16 protein-coding genes are annotated in these 19,556 nt (G+C 39.2%); 13 read left to right on the top strand and 3 right to left on the bottom strand.

Going from position 1 to position 19,556, the window contains the following annotated elements:
• Nucleotides 1-219: 219 nt before the first annotated feature.
• Nucleotides 220-1,200, bottom strand: a complete 981-nt coding sequence (locus tag A3Q34_RS05840; RefSeq protein ID WP_070374507.1) for a transposase — start codon at nucleotides 1,198-1,200, stop codon at nucleotides 220-222.
• Between the two features lie 553 nt (nucleotides 1,201-1,753).
• The gene (locus A3Q34_RS05835) at nucleotides 1,754-2,647 is read right to left on the bottom strand and encodes a mechanosensitive ion channel family protein (RefSeq protein WP_083277916.1); all 894 of its coding nucleotides are present in this window, start codon (nucleotides 2,645-2,647) and stop codon (nucleotides 1,754-1,756) included.
• 215 nt (nucleotides 2,648-2,862) lie between these two features.
• Here A3Q34_RS05835 and A3Q34_RS05830 point away from each other — a divergent pair, with 215 nt between their 5' ends.
• The 10 genes from A3Q34_RS05830 (at nucleotide 2,863) to rpoS (ending at nucleotide 10,298) form a co-directional block, all read left to right on the top strand.
• Entirely contained in the window at nucleotides 2,863-3,480 is a 618-nt protein-coding gene (locus tag A3Q34_RS05830) for a hypothetical protein (RefSeq protein WP_070374506.1), read from the top strand.
• Nucleotides 3,481-3,592: 112 nt separating this feature from the next.
• Entirely contained in the window at nucleotides 3,593-3,895 is a 303-nt protein-coding gene (gene ftsB / locus A3Q34_RS05825) for a cell division protein FtsB (RefSeq protein ID WP_070374505.1), read from the top strand.
• 7 nt (nucleotides 3,896-3,902) lie between these two features.
• Entirely contained in the window at nucleotides 3,903-4,661 is a 759-nt protein-coding gene (gene ispD, locus A3Q34_RS05820) for a 2-C-methyl-D-erythritol 4-phosphate cytidylyltransferase (protein WP_070374504.1), read from the top strand.
• Entirely contained in the window at nucleotides 4,658-5,158 is a 501-nt protein-coding gene (gene ispF, locus A3Q34_RS05815) for a 2-C-methyl-D-erythritol 2,4-cyclodiphosphate synthase (RefSeq protein WP_070374503.1), read from the top strand. The genes ispD and ispF overlap by 4 nt, the downstream gene beginning before the upstream one ends.
• Nucleotide 5,159: 1 nt before the next feature.
• Nucleotides 5,160-6,194, top strand: coding sequence for a tRNA pseudouridine(13) synthase TruD (truD, locus tag A3Q34_RS05810; RefSeq protein WP_070374502.1), 1,035 nt, complete (start codon nucleotides 5,160-5,162; stop codon nucleotides 6,192-6,194).
• Nucleotides 6,194-6,940 (top strand): 5'/3'-nucleotidase SurE, encoded by a 747-nt coding sequence (gene surE, locus A3Q34_RS05805; RefSeq protein WP_070374501.1) that lies wholly within the window; start codon nucleotides 6,194-6,196, stop codon nucleotides 6,938-6,940. Before truD ends, surE begins: the two co-directional genes overlap by 1 nt.
• Nucleotides 6,941-7,041: 101 nt before the next feature.
• A complete protein-coding gene (locus tag A3Q34_RS05800; protein WP_404842419.1) occupies nucleotides 7,042-7,680 on the top strand; it encodes a protein-L-isoaspartate(D-aspartate) O-methyltransferase in 639 nt (212 codons plus the stop codon).
• 142 nt (nucleotides 7,681-7,822) lie between these two features.
• Nucleotides 7,823-8,401, top strand: coding sequence for a YqaA family protein (locus tag A3Q34_RS05795; RefSeq protein WP_070374499.1), 579 nt, complete (start codon nucleotides 7,823-7,825; stop codon nucleotides 8,399-8,401).
• A gap of 29 nt (nucleotides 8,402-8,430) precedes the next feature.
• Nucleotides 8,431-9,291, top strand: coding sequence for a peptidoglycan DD-metalloendopeptidase family protein (locus A3Q34_RS05790; RefSeq protein WP_231907435.1), 861 nt, complete (start codon nucleotides 8,431-8,433; stop codon nucleotides 9,289-9,291).
• Between the two features lie 83 nt (nucleotides 9,292-9,374).
• Nucleotides 9,375-10,298: an RNA polymerase sigma factor RpoS gene (rpoS, locus tag A3Q34_RS05785; RefSeq protein ID WP_070374498.1), complete on the top strand. Its 924-nt coding sequence runs from the start codon at nucleotides 9,375-9,377 to the stop codon at nucleotides 10,296-10,298.
• Nucleotides 10,299-10,360: 62 nt separating this feature from the next.
• Here the strand turns inward: rpoS and mutS are convergent, their stop codons facing one another.
• Nucleotides 10,361-12,940: a DNA mismatch repair protein MutS gene (gene mutS / locus A3Q34_RS05780; RefSeq protein WP_070374497.1), complete on the bottom strand. Its 2,580-nt coding sequence runs from the start codon at nucleotides 12,938-12,940 to the stop codon at nucleotides 10,361-10,363.
• A gap of 337 nt (nucleotides 12,941-13,277) precedes the next feature.
• Here mutS and recA point away from each other — a divergent pair, with 337 nt between their 5' ends.
• The 3 genes from recA (at nucleotide 13,278) to metH (ending at nucleotide 19,470) form a co-directional block, all read left to right on the top strand.
• Nucleotides 13,278-14,315, top strand: coding sequence for a recombinase RecA (gene recA / locus A3Q34_RS05775; protein ID WP_070374496.1), 1,038 nt, complete (start codon nucleotides 13,278-13,280; stop codon nucleotides 14,313-14,315).
• 449 nt (nucleotides 14,316-14,764) lie between these two features.
• Nucleotides 14,765-15,712, top strand: coding sequence for a homoserine O-succinyltransferase (locus A3Q34_RS05770; RefSeq protein WP_070374495.1), 948 nt, complete (start codon nucleotides 14,765-14,767; stop codon nucleotides 15,710-15,712).
• A 59-nt stretch (nucleotides 15,713-15,771) separates the two neighbouring features.
• Complete coding sequence (metH, locus tag A3Q34_RS05765) at nucleotides 15,772-19,470, top strand: methionine synthase (RefSeq protein WP_070374494.1); 3,699 nt, start codon at nucleotides 15,772-15,774, stop codon at nucleotides 19,468-19,470.
• The last annotated feature ends 86 nt before the right edge of the window (nucleotides 19,471-19,556 follow it).

The raw sequence follows: 19,556 nt of genomic DNA, 5'->3' as shown, positions 1-19,556 counted from the left end.
AAGTTACTATGCCACCCATGATAATTCTACACAATAATAATACTCTGAAACACGCTATCCATTGGTCAACAACAATGCATGTACTTCATCTTGTAGGCTTTTGTATATCGATTGTTATAGATGTTGATTAAATCAGTGAATTTCAGGCAAGTTTACTTCTCCCCCAAGGTAGCCTTATTTTTCTTGCTGTCTTAGTGCTGTCTTAGCTTGTAGTTAAGTTTACGCGCTATTCAAACAAGCTTGGGCATTTGCTTTCCCGTGTGCTCGCTTTAACCCCACGTGCTCAGTAAATTCACACAAATGCTCTGCGGTGCCGACCGCGCCAGTGAATATACCTTCAAAGTTTGAGGTGAGTTTGAGCCAACTTTCATCGCTGATGTGAAGTCTTGACAGTATATTTGCGGTTTTGTTATCGATAGCGCCTCGTTTGTCTGCTCTTATTACGCGACCTGTTTCATCTACAAGGGTTAAATAGTCCTTTAAGCTAAAGCGGATACCGGAGGTTTTAGCTTGCTGTTCATGGCCAGTAAAAGGTAATAACGTTGTCGGTTGCTCTCCGATAATGGCGGCTCTGATACGCAGTTGAATACTGGTAAAACTCGATTGCTCAGGTGTTGGGGCAATACCCGCACGCACTGGATTTAAATCTACATAAGCCATACAAGCAAGTAATGCCCCTTCATCGAGCAGGGCTTGTGATTTAAAGCGTCCTTCCCAAAAGTGCCCAGTGCATTTATCTTCTTTATTGGCCTGTCGAGCAATAGGCTCGTTTAATGCCCGCATAAACCAACTGATATCGATTAAGCGTTGTTTATAGACCTGTGCTGTTTCTTCAACCATTTCTATTTCGAATGTCGTTAATGATTGCTGTCGCTGATATTGACGGGTTAACAGGGTGCCTTTAAACAACTTATGCCAACGGGACAGTACCTCGAACGTCGTCCAGTTGTTAACTTGTTCACTATCAACATGAAGGACTAAATGTAAGTGATTATTCATAACAGCGTGAGCACAAATATCAATAGCAAAGACCTGAGATAATGTAAAAATGCGCTGTTCAATCCAATGACGCCTGTGCTCATAACTGACACCGGTTTCTTTATCAACACCACATAAAAAGGCTTTTCGAACGGTTTGACTACAAATATGATAATACGGCGTATCAGATAAACTGATTTGTTGTGAACGAGGCTTAGGCATAACAATCACCACACTTATAAGAGGGTAAACTAAGTGTAGTTTATTGTTGAAAAAACAAACAAGTTATTATGGGTGGCTTAATGGGGGATAATCTATGGATTGGATGAAAGGAAAAAGAACTACCTAGAAAGAATAGCAAAAGAAAATAGCAAATAGCCCAGACATCCTACCGTCCGCTAATGGCACTGCCTGTGTAAAAACTCCCGGAGGAAAACTTTTATGCAACGCTACGTAAATTAATAGGTAGCTTTACATCAAATATAATACAAAATTTAATCTAAAGAGCTTTTTTCTGTTGGTTTTTACCAATTACTCAAGTTTGAAATAGTTTTCACACAGGCTGGGCACTAAGCAGTCTTTAATGGTTGCTTTTTTATTTCTGCACTATGTCATGTTTGTGGCAAAAAAGTCTATTAAGACTCAATCATCATTTGACGAGTGATAGTTTCGAAAATTATCCGGATTTACCATTTACCTCGAAAAAAAACCACTCAATGAGTGGTTTTTTATACGCTGAATTTATGGCTGAAAGTCAGACTTTCTAACCCTTACATTAAGCTTGTGAGATTAAATGAACATCGCGTTGTGGGAACGGGATCTCGATATTGTTTTCTTTCAGGGCTAAGTAAATTGCTTTGTAGGCTTTAAATTTAGCATCATAATAATTAGCCGTGGGTGTCCATAAACGTATCGAAATATTGATAGAGCTGTCAGCAAATTCGCTAATACCAATTTGTGGTTCGCGCGATTCACCAACGATATTGAGTTCCTCTATCGTTTTTTCTAAAATAGTAACCACTTGTAATGGATCTTCTTTATAGGCGATACCCACTGTTAACTCTAATAATGAGTCATGTTTGGAGTTGTGTAATATCTCGCCAACAATATGTTTGTTCGGTATGGTAATCGCAACACCGTCTTGGTCATGAATTATGGTATAAGCCAGGAGAACTTCTTTGACTATGCCGGTAACACCGCGCACAGTTATGGTATCACCAACCACGAAGGGGCGAATAATAATAATATTAAAACCAGCTGCATAGTTAGCTAATAAACCTTGTAAGGCTAAACCTGCGCCAAGAGAAATGGCACCAATGGCAGCTATAAATGGTGTAACACTAATGCCTAATTTACTTAACGAGATAACGGTTATCATGATGACGATAAGCATTTTGGTGGTACTGGCCAAAAACTGACTTAAGGTGATATCAAGTTTATGTTTTGTACATAGTCTCAATACAACATTGGATATTTTGCCTGCGACGATATAACCGAGCGCGAAAATGATGAAGGCGCCAATCAATTGGAAGGTATAATTAGCAAAAAAATCAACAATGATATTATAAATATAACTGACCTGATCTATTTCTTGTCGTAATAAATCGGTTGGCGCTAGAGAGAGTGTTTTTTCTACTACTGGGCTTTCACTTGCTACTTTTTCAAACATATATTTTCCATGAGTTTTCGGTGTTAGGTTATGTGGAGTTCAATTAACAGCATAGCGCTATTGGTTAATATTAAGGGCGATAAAGCTAATAATGTGTATGGTAATAGCCATAAATAAAGACTATAGCTTTATTTTATCTTTTTCACCCAATAGGTTATGCTTAAACTTCAGGTTGAATTCTACCCAGTAACGTATTAAAAAGCACTCAATTATTCATGAATGAACAAACCTCAATATGGCAAAGGGACTATCAATCAGCTGATTTTGCTGAGCTTTGTAATGCGCTATATGAAAGAGAGTTGGGGCAGTTGAGTATAGATCCTCTTTTATCAGCCCCATTGATGCAGGGGCGATTAAAAAGTTTACCTCATTATATCAAGCGTACGGCAAACTCCATGTTACAGGTGCAAACACCCCTAAAGCTTGATGTGCAAAATGCAACTTGGTCAGCTAAACAAGGTAAACAGATGCCATTAAATGGCCAAGACAGCGAGTCAGTAAAACAGTGGTATTTATCGGCAACGTTGCATCATGGCCTAGTGGTGCCTATTGCCAAAGATTCCACGATATTATTAGACTCTATTGACAGAATTGATCTTGAGCAACAGCGTTTTCGAACCAATCTTCATGGTTGGTTCTCTTTAACCGACCTTGAACAAAACCAAGCAATAGGGCAATTACTCAAACCGAATAAGAAAGTGATGACGGCAGCTTGTAGTGGCCATTGTTGGTTAAATGCCCATCGAGCAAACCCTTTAACACCGAGTTTGCGTGAGTTGTTATTATCTTGTGCCATTAACTGGCGTAACTTTAAGCAATCGTTAGCAATTTGATTTTTAAAAATTATAAATGCGTTAATAATGTTTACACCAGCAAACACCCATTTATAATGGCAACCGTACTGGTACTTCTCTGACTAAATTTTAGGCTTTATATTAGGTTTTTATGCGCGCTATAACCGTACTCTTACTGGTTTTTCTGATGTTATTACAATACCGACTATGGTTCGGTAAAAATAGTGTGCCTGACTATCTAGCTTTGGAACAAGAAGTTCAACGTCAAGTAGCAGACAATGACAAGCTCAAACAACGTAATAAATTATTATATGCTGATACCGACGATTTGAAATCAGGCGTTGAAGCTATTGAAGAGCGCGCTCGGAATGAGTTAGGGATGATAAAAGAAAACGAAACATTTTTTCGTTTAATACCCTCTGAAAAAAACACCATGCAAATAGACCCGGAATAATAACGTTATGCTAATTAATCCAACCGAGCCTACTCAACAATTTATTGCTGTTGTCCCTGCCGCTGGTGCAGGTAAACGTATGCAGGCAAATTGCCCTAAGCAATATTTAACTATTGATAATAAAACAATTTTAGAACACACCATTGAACGCCTGTTAAGTCATCCGTCGATAAATAAAGTTATTATCGCGCTCAGTGCAAATGATGAATATTATCCACAAACGTCATTAATCAATAATGCTCAGGTTGAAACAGTTATTGGCGGCAAAGAACGAGTTGACTCAGTTCTGGCTGGATTAACAGCGATTGACCCTGAGCACCATTCTTGGGTCTTAGTGCATGATGCCGCGAGACCTTGTGTTACTCATGATGATATTTCAACGTTAATTGCTCGTTGCCTAGCAAAAGAAGTGGGCGGATTATTAGCTGCACCGGTGCGAGACACCATGAAACGATCGGTTTTGAGTACGTTAAATGGTCCGCAAGTTTTGTCAACGGTAGCGCGAGAGCATTTATGGCACGCGCTAACACCACAAATGTTTCCGGTGCGAGAATTAAAAGCCGCGATTATTAATGGCCTTAATCAGGGAGCTGAACTCACTGATGAGTCATCAGCAATTGAACGGGCTAATTTACCTAGTCTGTTAGTTTCGGCAAGCAGTGAAAATATAAAAATTACTCATCCAGATGATCTCGCTTTAGCTGCTTTTTTCTTAGCTAAGCAAAAACAACAGCAACAAAAACCAATATTACAGGAAACACCATGAGAATAGGTCACGGCTTTGATGTACACAAATTTGGTGGCAAAGGCCCTATTGTTTTAGCCGGTGTAGAAATAGATTATCCGCAAGGCTTTATTGCTCACTCGGATGGTGATGTTGCAATTCACGCTTTGTGTGACGCAATATTGGGGGCGCTTTGCTTAGCCGATATTGGTAATCACTTTCCTGATACAGATGGCCAGTATGAAAATATCGATAGTCGAATTTTATTAAAGCATGTTGTCGGTTTAATGATTGAAAAAGGCTATCAACTCGGTAATGCCGATATTACTATCGTTGCACAAGCCCCTAAAATAGCACCACATTTATTGGCGATGCGTACTTGCTTAAGTGAAGACTTACAAGCAGAGCTAGATCAAGTGAATGTAAAAGCAACCACGACTGAAAAGTTAGGTTATGCAGGTCGTAAAGAAGGCGTGGCTGTTCACGCTGTGGTCTTACTGACAAAATCTTCTGCAGCCGTTATAGAGAATAATCAATAAAATGAGCAAGTCATTACAATATTTATATACCCAACCGAATGCCACTGGCCAACTTCGTAGTGAAATGTCTGATTTTAAGGTCTTTGAAAAATTACCTTTTGAACCTTGCGGCGAAGGCGAACATTTATTTATTCACCTGAGAAAAACTGGCGCCAATACGCTAGTTGTTGCCCGAGAGTTGGCTAAATACTTTAAGGTAAAAGAAGGCTTAGTATCTTATGCCGGCTTAAAAGACAGATTTGCTGTTACCGAGCAGTGGTTCGGTATTCACCTACCAGGCAAAGCGATTTATGATTTAAGTAACTTAGCCATCGAAGGTGTTGAAGTTCTTTCCCAACAACGTCATAACAAAAAATTACGCATCGGTGCCTTGTCAGGTAATCGCTTCGAATTAGTGTTGCGTAATGTCAGTAATACCGATGATGTCTTACGCCGCTGGACTGCGGTTAGCCAATTTGGTGTGCCTAACTACTTTGGTGAACAACGCTTTGGTATTAATGGCGGCAACCTTGAAAGAGCGTTGGAGTTATTTCAAGGTAAAAAAGTAAAAGATAAAAAGAAACGTGGCCTTTATTTATCGGCGGCTCGCTCAGAAATCTTTAATCAAATAATCAGTACTCGTATTGAAAGAAATCAGTTTGAATCTTTACAAACGGGTGATGTTTTTATGTTAAGCGGCACACAGTCGGTATTTTTGGCTGATGAAATTGACGCAACCATTCGTCAACGCTTTCAAGAAAAAGATATCGACTTAACGGCAGCGCTGTGGGGCGCTGGCGAATTAATGTCGCAAGGCGAATCACAACAGCTAGAGCAGCAGGTTGCCGATGGTTACGCTGACTTTTGCCAAGGTTTAGCTAAGTTTGGCTTAAAGCAAGAACGACGTAGAATTAGGTTGTCGTTAACTGAAGGCAGTATAAAGTCGGTTGATGACACCATAACATTGAGCTTCTTTTTACCTTCTGGTTGTTATGCAACCACCATTTTGCGTGAATTAATCAGTTATCAAGATATGACAGAGCGAGCGGTAAACTAATGAAAATATTACTCAGTAACGATGACGGTGTTCATGCTTTAGGCATTAAAGTTTTACACGACGAATTAGTAAAAATAGCTGAGGTAACGGTAGTCGCACCCGATAGAAACTGTAGTGGTGCCAGTAACTCTTTAACGCTAATGAATCCGCTACGCATTCAAACATTAGACAATGGTTTCATTTCAGTAAACGGCACGCCAACCGACTCAGTTCATCTTGGCATCAGTCAGCTGCTTACACCTGATTTGGTTGTTGCCGGTATTAACTGTGGCGCAAACCTAGGCGATGATACCTTATATTCAGGTACGGTCGCGGCGGCAACAGAAGGGCGGCACATGGGGATGCCAGCAATCGCTGTTTCCTTGGTGGGTCAAAGTGAACAAAATTACCAAACAGCTGCCGTGGTTACGGCAAAATTTATTCAACGTTTACAATCTCATCCATTAGCCGTCGATCAAATTATCAATATTAATGTCCCTGATATTCCGCTTAGTGAATTAAAAGGTGTCAAGGTGACACGCTTGGGTAATCGTCATAAAGCAGAGATGATGGAAAAAACGCAAGACCCATGGCAACGTGATATATATTGGTACGGTCGATTAGGCCAAGAGCAAGATTGTGGCGAAGGTACAGACTTTCATGCTATTGCCAATGGTTATGCATCGATAACCCCGTTAACCGTTGATATGACCGCCCATGATAGTTTGGCATCGATCACTCGTTGGGTTGGCGACTTAATCATTTAAGTTACCGTTGAGTTATTGCTAAATTTTAGATAAATCACATGTTAATTTTAAAATAAAAAAAATAAAAAGAGCAGGTTATGAATGTAAGGGTAGGGAGCAATGTGAGCGGTAAATCACGTCGTAGCGGCGAGCTATTAGCGCAAAAGTTATACGCAGAAGGGATACGTGATCAGCGGGTGTTGCAAGCAATTGCTCAATCACCTCGACATATTTTTGTTCCTGAAATCTTAGCGCATAAAGCATACGACAATACGGCTTTGCCTATTGGGCAGGGACAAACTATTTCTCAACCTTATATAGTGGCAAAAATGTCAGAATTATTATTAGCGGACGGTGTCCCTGACAGCATTCTAGAAATAGGGACAGGGTCTGGTTATCAAACATCCATCCTTACACAATTGGTTGCTAAAGTTTTTTCGGTCGAGCGTATTAAGGCATTACAATGGCAGGCGAAACGTCGCTTGCAATCAATAGATTTAAATAACGTCTCAATGAAGCACGGTGATGGCTGGCAAGGTTGGAGTAGTAAGTCTCCTTTTCAAGCGATTATTGTTACTGCAGCGCCAACCGAAGTGCCTAAAGCATTACTCGAACAGTTAGCTGATGGTGGGCGCTTAGTGATACCTGTTGGCACAGATACGCAAATACTGAAAGTTATTACTCGTCATGGCGATGAGTACAAAGAACAACAAGTTGAAATGGTTAAATTTGTACCGCTTGTGCCCGGCGCGTTAATTTAATTTTTCATCGCTTAATATAAAAAGTTGTGCCAGTACGTTACTGTCATAACCCTAAATTAGCTGCAGAGTATTGCAGTCTTTGCATAAATAAACTAAACAATATTACTCACTCTTTATTATCTGAAAAAAAGGTATGATTTAATTGAAAATTTTTTCAAAAATGTATGAATGGACACTTCGTTTTGCTGAACATAAATTTGCGCCAAGAATGTTGGCACTATTAACTTTTGCTGAATCTATATTTTTCCCTATTCCCCCTGATGTGCTTCTAGCACCCATGGTGCTGGCTAAACCACACAAAGCATGGTCTTACGCCACATTAACAACGATAGCTTCAATTTTGGGTGGCTCTGTTGGTTATTTACTCGGTTATTATATGTTTGAACCTTGGATACAACCGGCAATTACCGCTATGGGTAAGCAAGACGCTTTTGACGCCGTTGTGCTGTGGTTTCAGCAGTGGGGTGTTTGGGTCGTCTTTATTGCTGGATTTTCACCGATCCCTTATAAATTATTCACAGTCAGTGCTGGCTTTTTACATATGGCTTTTCTGCCGTTTTTAATCGCTTCAGCAATTGGTCGTGGAATGCGATTTTTCTTGGTTGCCGGTATTATTCGCTGGGGAGGAGCCGCCATGGAACAAAAGATAAGACAATGGGTAGATATACTGGGTTGGCTGATTGTTGCGCTTATTATTGTGGCTTATTTTGTTTTACGTTAAATCAATACAGACAACGCTAGGATGGTTTTTTGATTTTAAATCGTGAAAATTATGTTCTCTTAAGCACTAAAAAAATCACTTATGTGGTTTTTTTAGTGCTTAGTTTGTCTGTGGTAAGTTGTTCTTCTAACCATAAACCCGCCCCCGTTGTTGATGTTCAAGGCTCAGTTCCATTAAGTAAGCGTGTTAAAAATAGCTTAAAAGGTCGCGAGTACATCGTTAAAAAAGGTGAAACCCTATATTCTATTGCTTGGCGAGCTAATGTTGATATTAGTAGCTTAGCCACTTTTAATAATCTGGTATCTCCTTACAAAATATTCCCTGGACAAAAATTATTTTTAGTTAAAAATTCGAGCCAAGCCAGTAGTAATATAGCGCGCAATGAAAAGCAGAAAAGTAACATACCAACAAGGGTAAAAAAACCTGTTGCATCAAATAAAAAGCAGGCGTATGGTAAAAATGTAAGAGGGCAAAAAGTAAACAATAAAACCTCTGCAAATGGCACAAGTTTTTCTCAAAAAATAAGGAATTGGTTGTGGCCTGCTCAAGGAAAAGTTATTGAAGGTTTTTCTACAGCAAAACAAGGTAACAAAGGAATAAACATCGCAGGTATACGTGGTGACTCGATTAAATCGACAGCTGATGGCGTGGTAGTTTATGCCGGAGATGCTTTACGAGGATACGGTCAGCTAATTATTGTTAAACATAATGATGATTACCTTAGTGCTTATGCTCATAACGATAGTATCTTAGTGAAAGAACAACAGTCGGTAAAAGCGGGTCAGGTTATAGCGAAAATGGGTGATACAGACGCTGAAAGAGTCATGCTTCATTTTGAAGTTCGCTTTCGTGGTAAATCAGTAAACCCTATGAAGTACCTGTCTAAATAACAACAAATAATAATAATAAATTGGAGTTGGTTTGCATATTTAATCATTGATAGTTGGCATTGCTAAATCATTGGAGATACAGCATGGGTATAGAAAAAGAATTGATAAGTACTAGTGTAGATAAGAAAGAATCAACTAGAGCATCATCTAAAGATAGAGAAGATGTACCATCGAATTTAGACGCCACTCAATTGTATTTAAGCGAAATTGGATTTTCTCCATTACTTAGCGCTGAAGAAGAAGTGTACTTTTCTCGCCTTGCCCTTAAAGGTGACGAACCCTCAAGAAAACGCATGATCGAAAGTAATCTGCGTTTAGTTGTTAAAATTTCTCGTCGTTATAATAATCGTGGTTTGCCCTTACTTGACCTTATTGAAGAAGGTAACTTAGGCTTGATCCGCGCGGTAGAAAAATTTGATCCCGAACGTGGATTTCGTTTTTCAACTTATGCAACATGGTGGATACGTCAAACGATTGAACGTGCCATTATGAATCAAACCCGCACTATTCGTCTCCCTATCCATGTCGTTAAAGAACTCAATATTTATTTACGCACTTCGCGTGAACTAGTGCAAAAGCTTGATCACGAACCTACCGCAGAAGATATTGCTGAAGCGCTTGATGTACCAGTCGCTAATGTCACTAAAATGCTACGTCTAAATGAACGTATGACCTCAGTCGATTCACCTTTCGGTGGTGAAAACGATAAAGTATTACTTGATGTGATCCCTGATGATAAAAGTGGTGGTCCAGAAGGTAGCTTGCAAACATCCGATATTAAAAATAATATTATCCACTGGTTAAACGAACTTAACTCTAAGCAACGTGAAGTGCTTGCCCGTCGTTTTGGCTTATTAGGATATGAAGCGGCGACATTAGAAGATGTTGGTGTAGAAATTGGTTTAACACGTGAACGTGTTCGTCAAATTCAAGTTGAAGCGCTTAAGCGTTTACGCGATATTTTAAGTCAACAAGACTTATCAATTGAGGCCTTGTTTCAAGCGTAGATATTTTAGCTTCGATAAAAAAAACCAGCAATTGCTGGTTTTTTTTTACTTATTATTAAGAGCTACATTTTACTTTTAAACTCAAATAATAAATCCAATGCTTGTTTGGGGGTTAAATCGTTTACATCAATTGATGACAATGATTCGAGTACGGGGTGAGTGTTATCAATAAATGAAAGTTGCTCGAAGGGTTGTTGTTCAACATTGATAACAGAAGGAGCTTGTTGTCTTTCCAGTTCAGCTAAGCGTTGTTTAGCCCGTTGAATAACGGTCTTAGGCACACCAGCAAGTTGTGCAACCTGTAAGCCAAAGCTCTTACTTGCCGCGCCTTCTTGAACGGTATGCATAAACACGATGGTATCACCATGTTCAACCGCATCTAAATGAACATTAACCAAGCTTGGTATCTGATCGGCTAACAGGGTTAGCTCAAAATAATGGCTAGCGAATAAAGTAAAGGCTTTAGTTTTAATCGCCAGCATTTCAGCGCACGCCCAAGCAAGAGATAAACCGTCATAAGTACTGGTTCCTCTGCCTATTTCATCAAGTAACACTAAACTTTTTTCTGTTGCATTATGGAGAATGTTTGCGGTTTCTGTCATTTCAACCATAAAGGTTGAACGACCACTCGCTAGGTCGTCAGAAGCGCCAATACGGGTGAATATTCGATCAACCATACTAATATTTGCCGCATCAGCAGGGACATAACAACCAATATGAGCTAATAAAACAATGAGCGCTGTTTGGCGCATATAGGTAGATTTACCGCCCATATTAGGACCGGTAATGATCAACATCTTACGTTCATTATTTAATGTCACTGGATTAGCAATAAAGGGCTCACTAGTCATTAACTCAACGACAGGATGACGACCGCCTTTAATCTCAATACCGTCATTTTGGCTTAAACTTGGTTTAACATAATTTAGGCTTTCTGCGCGTTCTGCAAAGGTATTTAAAACGTCTAGTTCTGCGACAGCTTGAGCAAGTAATTGCAGTTTTTCTAAATCAGGTAACACTAAATCGAACAATTCATCATATAAACGTTTTTCTAAGGCGAGAAACTTACTCTGTGCGCTAAGCACTTTTTCTTCATGTTGTTTTAGTTCATCGGTAATAAAACGTTCATTATTTTTTAAGGTTTGTCGGCGAATATAATCATCAGGTACATCGTTCGCGGCAGTACGACTCATTTCAATAAAGAAGCCATGAACCCTGTTATAGCCTACTTTTAAGGAACTAATACCGGTACGTTCTTTTTCACGCGCTTCGAGTTGAGCAAGAAATTCAGTTGCACCATCACTTAAGTCACGTAAGACATCAAGCTCTTCATGATAGCCTTTGGCAATAACGCCACCATCACGGATAAGAACGGGTGGGTTTTCAACTAAAGCATGCTGTAATAAGCCGTGTAAGTCGGGTATTGGAAAGCTTTTTGACGCTAATTCAGTGATATGTGCTTGCTGACAAGTTTGTAAATGTTGCTGAAGATCAGGCAATTGACTTAAAGCATTACGTAAACGAGCAAAATCTCTTGGACGCGCAGAGCGTAAGGCAATGCGAGAAACAATACGCTCAATATCACCAAAAGATTTAAGTTGGCTAAATAATTCAGTCGTTAAATCTTGTGACAATAACTCACTAATTGCATTTTGACGTGCAGTTAATATGTTTAAATCACGTAATGGAAAATGTAACCAACGTTTTAGTAATCTAGAGCCCATTGGTGTCGCTGATTTGTCTAAAACCGATGCTAGGGTATTTTCAAAGCCACCTTGTAAGTTTTGGGTGAGTTCTAAATTACGACGAGTTGCCGCATCTAAAATGACACCAGAAGCAGAAGACTCACAAATAATGGCTCGAATGTGAGGAAGCGCACTGCGTTGACATTCTTTTACATATTGAAATAAACAACCAGCGGCCATTAAGCCTAATGATTTATCACCAACACCAAAGCCAGAAAGTTCTTTAGTGCCAAATTGTGTATTGAGTAAATTAGTGGCTGTGTCTAAATCAAACTCCCATTCAGGTCTTCTTCTTAATCCTTGATAGCCTTTTAGTAACTCTGGCGCTGAGAACGATTCACTGTAGAGTAATTCAGCAGGAGATAAACGCTGTAGTTCAGCTTGTAACTGTTCAATGGTATTTGGCTCAGTCAGTACAAAGCGGCCACTGGTCATATCAAGATAAGACAGTCCAAAGCGTTGCGATGACTTATTATTACCTTCACTTACCGCAACAATTAGGTTGTCATGCTTATCAAGTAATAATGCTTCATCACTCACCGTACCTGGAGTAATAACCCTAACAACTTTACGTTCAACAGGACCTTTGCTGGTTGCTGGGTCACCAATTTGTTCACAAATGGCAACAGATTCACCCAGTTGTACTAATTTTGCTAGATAATTCTCCACCGCATGATAGGGAACGCCCGCCATAGGTATTGCATTGCCACCTGTCTTGCCGCGAGCGGTTAATGAAATATCGAGCAAATCAGATGCTTTTTTCGCATCATCAAAAAATAACTCGTAAAAGTCACCCATGCGATAAAAAATTAAAATATGAGGGAACTCAGCTTTAATGGTTAAGTACTGGCGCATCATAGGGGTGTGTGAGGATAAGTCTAAGTTTGCTGTGGTCATTTCTATGCGGTAACTCATAAGTTCAATGAAAGAGTAAGGTGGTAATTATGTCATAACTGGCAAATTTAGACTCTATTTATTTAACTAAAGTTTTTACTGAATACGATAATGTTTATGCGATTATTTTACAGTAATAATATAAATAGTAACTTTTTGTCGGGTAATGGCTAAAAGTTACTGTTGTTGTTTATTCTTATTTTTATCAATAACTTAAAAGTCTCCTTGTTTTACTTTTGATAATATAATTAAAATAGTTGTAAAAAAGCTTGATACTGTACGGTCATACAGTATACTTGCTTAATCAAAACGAAATCTTAGCAACATCGGCGGAACAAACATGAAAGACGATAAAGAAAAAGCATTAGCAGCAGCATTAAGCCAAATCGAAAGACAATTTGGTAAAGGCTCAATTATGAAGCTTGGTGATAATAACACCATGGATGTTGAAACCATTTCTACAGGTTCATTGGCGCTTGATGTTGCACTCGGTGCGGGTGGTTTGCCACTTGGGCGTGTTGTTGAAATTTATGGTCCTGAATCAAGTGGTAAAACAACGCTAACGCTTGAAGTTATTGCTGAAGCTCAGCGTAACGGTAAAGTTTGTGCCTTTGTTGATGCTGAGCATGCACTTGACCCTATTTATGCTGAAAAGTTAGGTGTTAACATCAACGAATTACTTGTTTCTCAGCCTGATACCGGTGAGCAAGCATTGGAAATTTGTGACATGCTAACGCGTTCAGGAGCTATAGACGTTATTGTTGTCGATTCTGTTGCTGCCCTTACACCCAAAGCTGAAATTGAAGGCGATATGGGCGACTCACACATGGGTTTACAAGCCCGTATGCTTTCACAAGCAATGCGTAAGTTAACGGGTAACTTGAAAAAATCAAATACCATGATTATTTTCATTAACCAAATTCGTATGAAAATTGGTGTAATGTTTGGTAGCCCTGAAACTACAACGGGTGGTAATGCACTTAAGTTTTATGCTTCTGTTCGTTTAGATATTCGACGTATCGGCGCTGTAAAAGCAGGCGACGAAATTATTGGTAACGAAACCCGCGTAAAAGTGGTTAAAAACAAAATAGCACCTCCTTTTAAACAAGCAGAATTTCAGATTTTATATGGCGAAGGTATTAACAGCTTAGGTGAATTAATTGATTTAGGTGTTTTGCATAACATGGTTGAAAAAGCCGGTTCTTGGTATAGCTACAATGGCGATCGTATTGGCCAAGGTAAAGCAAATGCGGCTAAATCTTTAGCAGAAAAACCTGAAATGGCAAAAGAGCTTGATAAGCGTTTACGCGACTTACTGTTAATTAAAAGTGTAAGAGCAAGTGACAAACCAGCTAAAGAAGAAGAAGCCGTAGAATAAACATTAAACATTAAAAGTTTAAACGATTATTAAGCCACTGTATTTACAGTGGCTTTTTTATATCTAATTAATGACTTTTCTCTCTTATTCCATCGTTCTTTAATAGGCGGATATAGTATTTTGCCTAAGCGTACTTACTGACCGAATACCTCCCCGTTTTTCTACATAGCACTCTACTAGGCTAGTTCCAACAATATTTACTTGCTAGGGTTATAGATGACAAATAATATTAACGTAAAAAACATTATAGACGTCTATACGTTTAGATGTTGACATAGCTAAAAATCCACGTACCATAAAATGATAATATTTATATATCCGTTATCATTCGTAGTGCTTGAGTTAGTCGAAACCTGTATGTTGATTGGTAGCCCGAATATAAGTTAATAAATGAAAGTAGAGAACGAAGTGTTCATGCTTGTTTGACATTATTTGATTAGGTAAACGCTATGCCCATTAAAATTCCAGATTTATTACCTGCTTTGTCTATTTTAGGTGAAGAAAATATTTTTGTAATGTCTGAGCGTAGAGCGGCAAGTCAAGAAATTCGCCCAATGAAAGTCGCTATTCTTAATCTAATGCCTAATAAAATTGAAACAGAAGTTCAAATATTACGGGTATTGTCTAATACACCTTTACAAATAAATGTCGATTTTGTGCGTATTCACGCCAATGAATCTAAACATACGCCGAAAGAGCACTTAGATAATTTTTACCGTCTCTTTGATGACATTAAGAATACTCAATACGATGGCTTAATTATAACCGGTGCACCATTGGCGTTAATGGAATACGAAAAAGTAACTTTCTGGGATAAAATTTGTGAAATATTTGATTGGGCTGAAGAAAATGTCACCTCAACAATGTTTTCTTGTTGGGCTGCTCATGCCGCTCTATATCATCACTATGGATTGCGACGACATTTAAGAAAAGAAAAATTATCCGGTGTTTTTCAGCATAGCCCTGTTGATCAAAAAGAACAGCTTACCCGCGGATTTGAAGAATTTTTTAATGTCCCACACTCACGATTTGGATATATTGATAAGTCTGATTACCTGTCAATTCCTGAATTAAAGATTATTGCCGAATCTCCTCAAGCAGGCGTTTATGTGGTCGCGAGCAAAAATAAACAGCAAGTCTATTTAACCGGACATCCAGAATATGACTCAACTACGCTAGATGAAGAGTTTCAACGTGATCTTAAGGCTGATGTTAATGCAGTTATGCCCAATAATTATTATATTAATGATGATATAACAAAAGTGCCACACAGTTCATGGCGTAGTCATGCCAGTTTATTATTTACTAATTGGTTAAACTATTATGTTTATCAGATCACACCGTACAAGCTAGATGCAACAAATATTAAAGCAATACACCCAGACGCAGAAATATAAACAGTGTCGGATATATCTAGTCATTAAATTAAGTTTGAAAGTAAAAGTAGAGAAATCGTATGAAAAAATCAGCATCATTTAGTCGTCTTGAGCAACAAATACAAAAAAGAATTCTTATTTTAGATGGTGCTATGGGAACGATGATCCAAGCCTATAAATTTGAAGAACAAGATTATCGAGGTGAACAATTTGCTGATTGGCATCTTGATGTCAAAGGCAATAATGATATGTTAGTGCTTACACAGCCCGAGGTAATTAAAGCTATTCACTATGAATACCTTGAAGCGGGTGCTGATATTCTTGAAACGAATACTTTTAATGCCACCACGATTGCGATGGCAGATTACGATATGCAGTCTTACAGTGCGGCAATCAATTTAGCGGCGGCACAAATAGCCCGTGCAGCAGCGGATGAATTCACCGCTAAAAACCCTAATAAGCCAAGGTTTGTTGCCGGCGTTTTAGGGCCAACGAACAGAACATGTTCTATTTCACCCGATGTTAACGATCCTGCTTATCGTAATGTGACTTTTGATCAATTAAAAGATGCCTACATAGAATCAACGAAAGCACTGATTGAAGGTGGCTCAGATATTATTCTTATTGAGACTATCTTTGATACCTTAAATGCTAAAGCGGCTATTTTTGCGGTTGAAACTGTTTTTGATGAATTACAGTTACGTTTACCTGTAATGGTATCTGGTACCATTACTGATGCATCAGGCAGAACGTTGTCTGGGCAAACCACCGAAGCTTTTTATAATTCATTGCGCCACGCAAAACCTATTTCATTTGGTTTAAACTGTGCATTAGGTCCGGTTGAACTAAGACAATATGTGGCAGAATTGAGTCGAATATCAGACTTTGCTGTTTCAGCTCATCCTAATGCAGGTTTGCCTAATGCCTTTGGTGAATACGATTTCAGCGTCGAAGATATGAATGTTCATGTCAATGAGTGGGCTGAATCGGGATTCCTTAACATTATTGGTGGCTGTTGTGGTACAACGCCAGCGCACATAAAAGGTATGGCGGATGCGGTTGCCAATGTAAAACCTAGGGAAATCAGCGCCAGGAAAATTGCTTGTCGTTTGTCCGGGCTTGAAGCATTAACCATAGAGGAAAGTTCATTATTTGTTAACGTTGGCGAACGAACCAATGTTACTGGCTCTGCAGTATTTAAGCGCTTAATTACCGAAGAAAATTACGAACAAGCCGTCGCCGTTGCCCTGCAACAAGTTGCCAATGGCGCGCAAATTATAGATATAAATATGGATGAAGGCATGCTTGATTCAAAAGCGGCGATGATCCGTTATTTGAATTTAATTGCTGGTGAGCCAGATATCGCGAAAGTGCCTATTATGCTTGATTCTTCTAAATGGGATATTTTAGAAGAAGGCTTGAAATGTATTCAGGGCAAAGGGGTTGTTAACTCAATCAGCTTGAAAGAGGGCGAAGAAAACTTCCGTAAACAAGCTGAACTATTACGCCGTTATGGCGCGGCTGTTATTGTTATGGCCTTCGATGAACAAGGTCAAGCAGACACACGGGTACGTAAGTATGAAATATGTAAACGTGCTTATGAAATTTTAGTCAATGAAATAGGCTTTCCTGCAGAAGACATTATCTTTGATCCCAATATCTTTGCGGTAGCAACCGGTATCGAAGAGCATAATAACTATGCGGTAGATTTTATTGAAGCGGTTGCCGATATAAAAGAAAACCTGCCTCATGCGATGATTTCGGGCGGTGTTTCTAACGTATCATTTTCATTTCGTGGTAATAACCCAGTACGTGAAGCGATTCATGCGGTGTTTTTATACCACGCAATAAAAAATGGTATGGACATGGGCATTGTAAATGCAGGTCAGTTAGCTATTTATTCAGATATTCCTGACGATCTCCGCCTTGCTGTTGAAGATGTTATACAAAATAGCGATGACGATGCAACAGAACGCTTACTTGATGTGGCTGAGTCTTATCGCGGGCAAGCGGGGAGCAAAAACAATAAGGCTGATTTAACCTGGCGTGAGCTACCGATTAAAGAGCGTTTAGAATACTCTTTGGTTAAAGGCATTAATGAATTTATTGTCGAAGATACTGAAGCAGCAAGGCTAGTGGCTGAACGGCCTCTTGATGTTATTGAAGGACCATTAATGGATGGTATGAATACCGTTGGCGATTTATTTGGTGCTGGCGAAATGTTTCTGCCACAAGTGGTAAAATCAGCCCGCGTGATGAAACAAGCTGTTGCTCATTTAAATCCATTTATTGAAGCTGAAAAAACTGAAATTAAATCAAATGGTAAAATCTTACTGGCAACAGTAAAGGGTGATGTCCACGATATTGGTAAAAATATAGTCGGGGTTGTTTTACAGTGTAACAACTACGAAATTATTGATTTAGGTGTCATGGTTTCTTGTGATGATATCTTACGCGTGGCGAAAGCCGAAAAGGTCGATGTGATTGGATTATCAGGTTTGATAACACCGTCACTTGATGAAATGGTGCATGTTGCTAAAGAAATGAAACGTCTTAATTTTGACTTGCCGTTACTTATTGGTGGCGCGACAACATCAAAAGCTCATACTGCCGTTAAAATAGAGCAACAATATCAACATCCGGTTATATATGTGCCTAATGCGTCACGTTCAGTTTCAGTCGTTAGTACCTTACTTTCAGATGACAGTGAGAAACGTGCGGCATTTTTAGCGCGTCAAGATGATGAATATGCGCGGGTGCGAGAGCGTCATTATAAAAAAGGACCACGTTCAAGCTTAATATCACTAGAAGATGCACGCGCCAATGCTGCGCCGATAAGTTTTGAAAACTATATCCCTAAAATACCCAATAAACTTGGTGTTACGGTACTTGATGATCTTGATTTAAATGTCATTCGAAACTACATCGATTGGACGCCATTTTTCATGACTTGGCAGTTATCAGGCAAGTATCCGCTTATTTTACGACACGAAGTAGTCGGCGAAGAGGCAACTAATCTATTTAATGATGCTAATGCTTTATTAGACGATATTATTAACAGTAAAAAGTTAACCGCAAAAGCGGTTTTTGGTCTGTTTCCAGCTCATCGTCAAAAAGATGATTTAATATTATTTGCAGATGAAAACCGAGATAAGCAATTGATGAAATTACATCAATTGCGTCAACAAAGTAAAAAACCAGCAGGGCAGTTTAACCGTTGTTTGGCTGATTATATCGCGGATAAAACGTCGGGTATTAAAGATTATGTTGGTGCTTTCGCGGTATCTGCAGGTTATGGTTGTGACGAGCTAGTGAAGGAGTTCGCTGCTCAACATGATGACTACAATAGTATTTTAGTTAAAGCGGTTGCCGACCGATTAGCAGAAGCGAGTGCTGAATATCTCCATGAAAAAATTCGCAAAGAATACTGGGGATATGCTCCTGAAGAGTCGCTTGCTAATGACGATTTAATTCGTGAAAAATATCAAGGTATCAGACCTGCGCCCGGTTATCCTGCCTGCCCAGAGCATACTGAAAAAGGTTTGTTGTGGGAACTACTCAATGTTGAAGAAAACATCGGCATGGAGCTCACCTCAAGTTTTGCCATGTGGCCTGGAGCTGCGGTTAGTGGTTGGTACTTTGCTCACCCAGAATCAAAGTATTTTGCGGTCGCTAAAGTCGCTAAAGACCAAGTGATTAATTATGCTACTCGCAAAGGGATGACATTGCCACAAGCCGAGCGTTGGCTGTCAGCTAACTTGGATTATGAACCTGAGTAATTAATAAAGTCATTATCAATTAGTTTATACGGCAACGGTCTTAAATCTCTATAAAGTAGGTTTAAGGCCGTTGTTCATTTTACTGC

It is taken from the genome of Colwellia sp. PAMC 20917 (assembly GCF_001767295.1).
Taxonomy (GTDB): Bacteria; Pseudomonadota; Gammaproteobacteria; order Enterobacterales; family Alteromonadaceae; genus Colwellia_A.
Note: the sequence above shows the minus strand (reverse complement) of the source record. Positions and strands in the feature narration are given on the sequence as shown.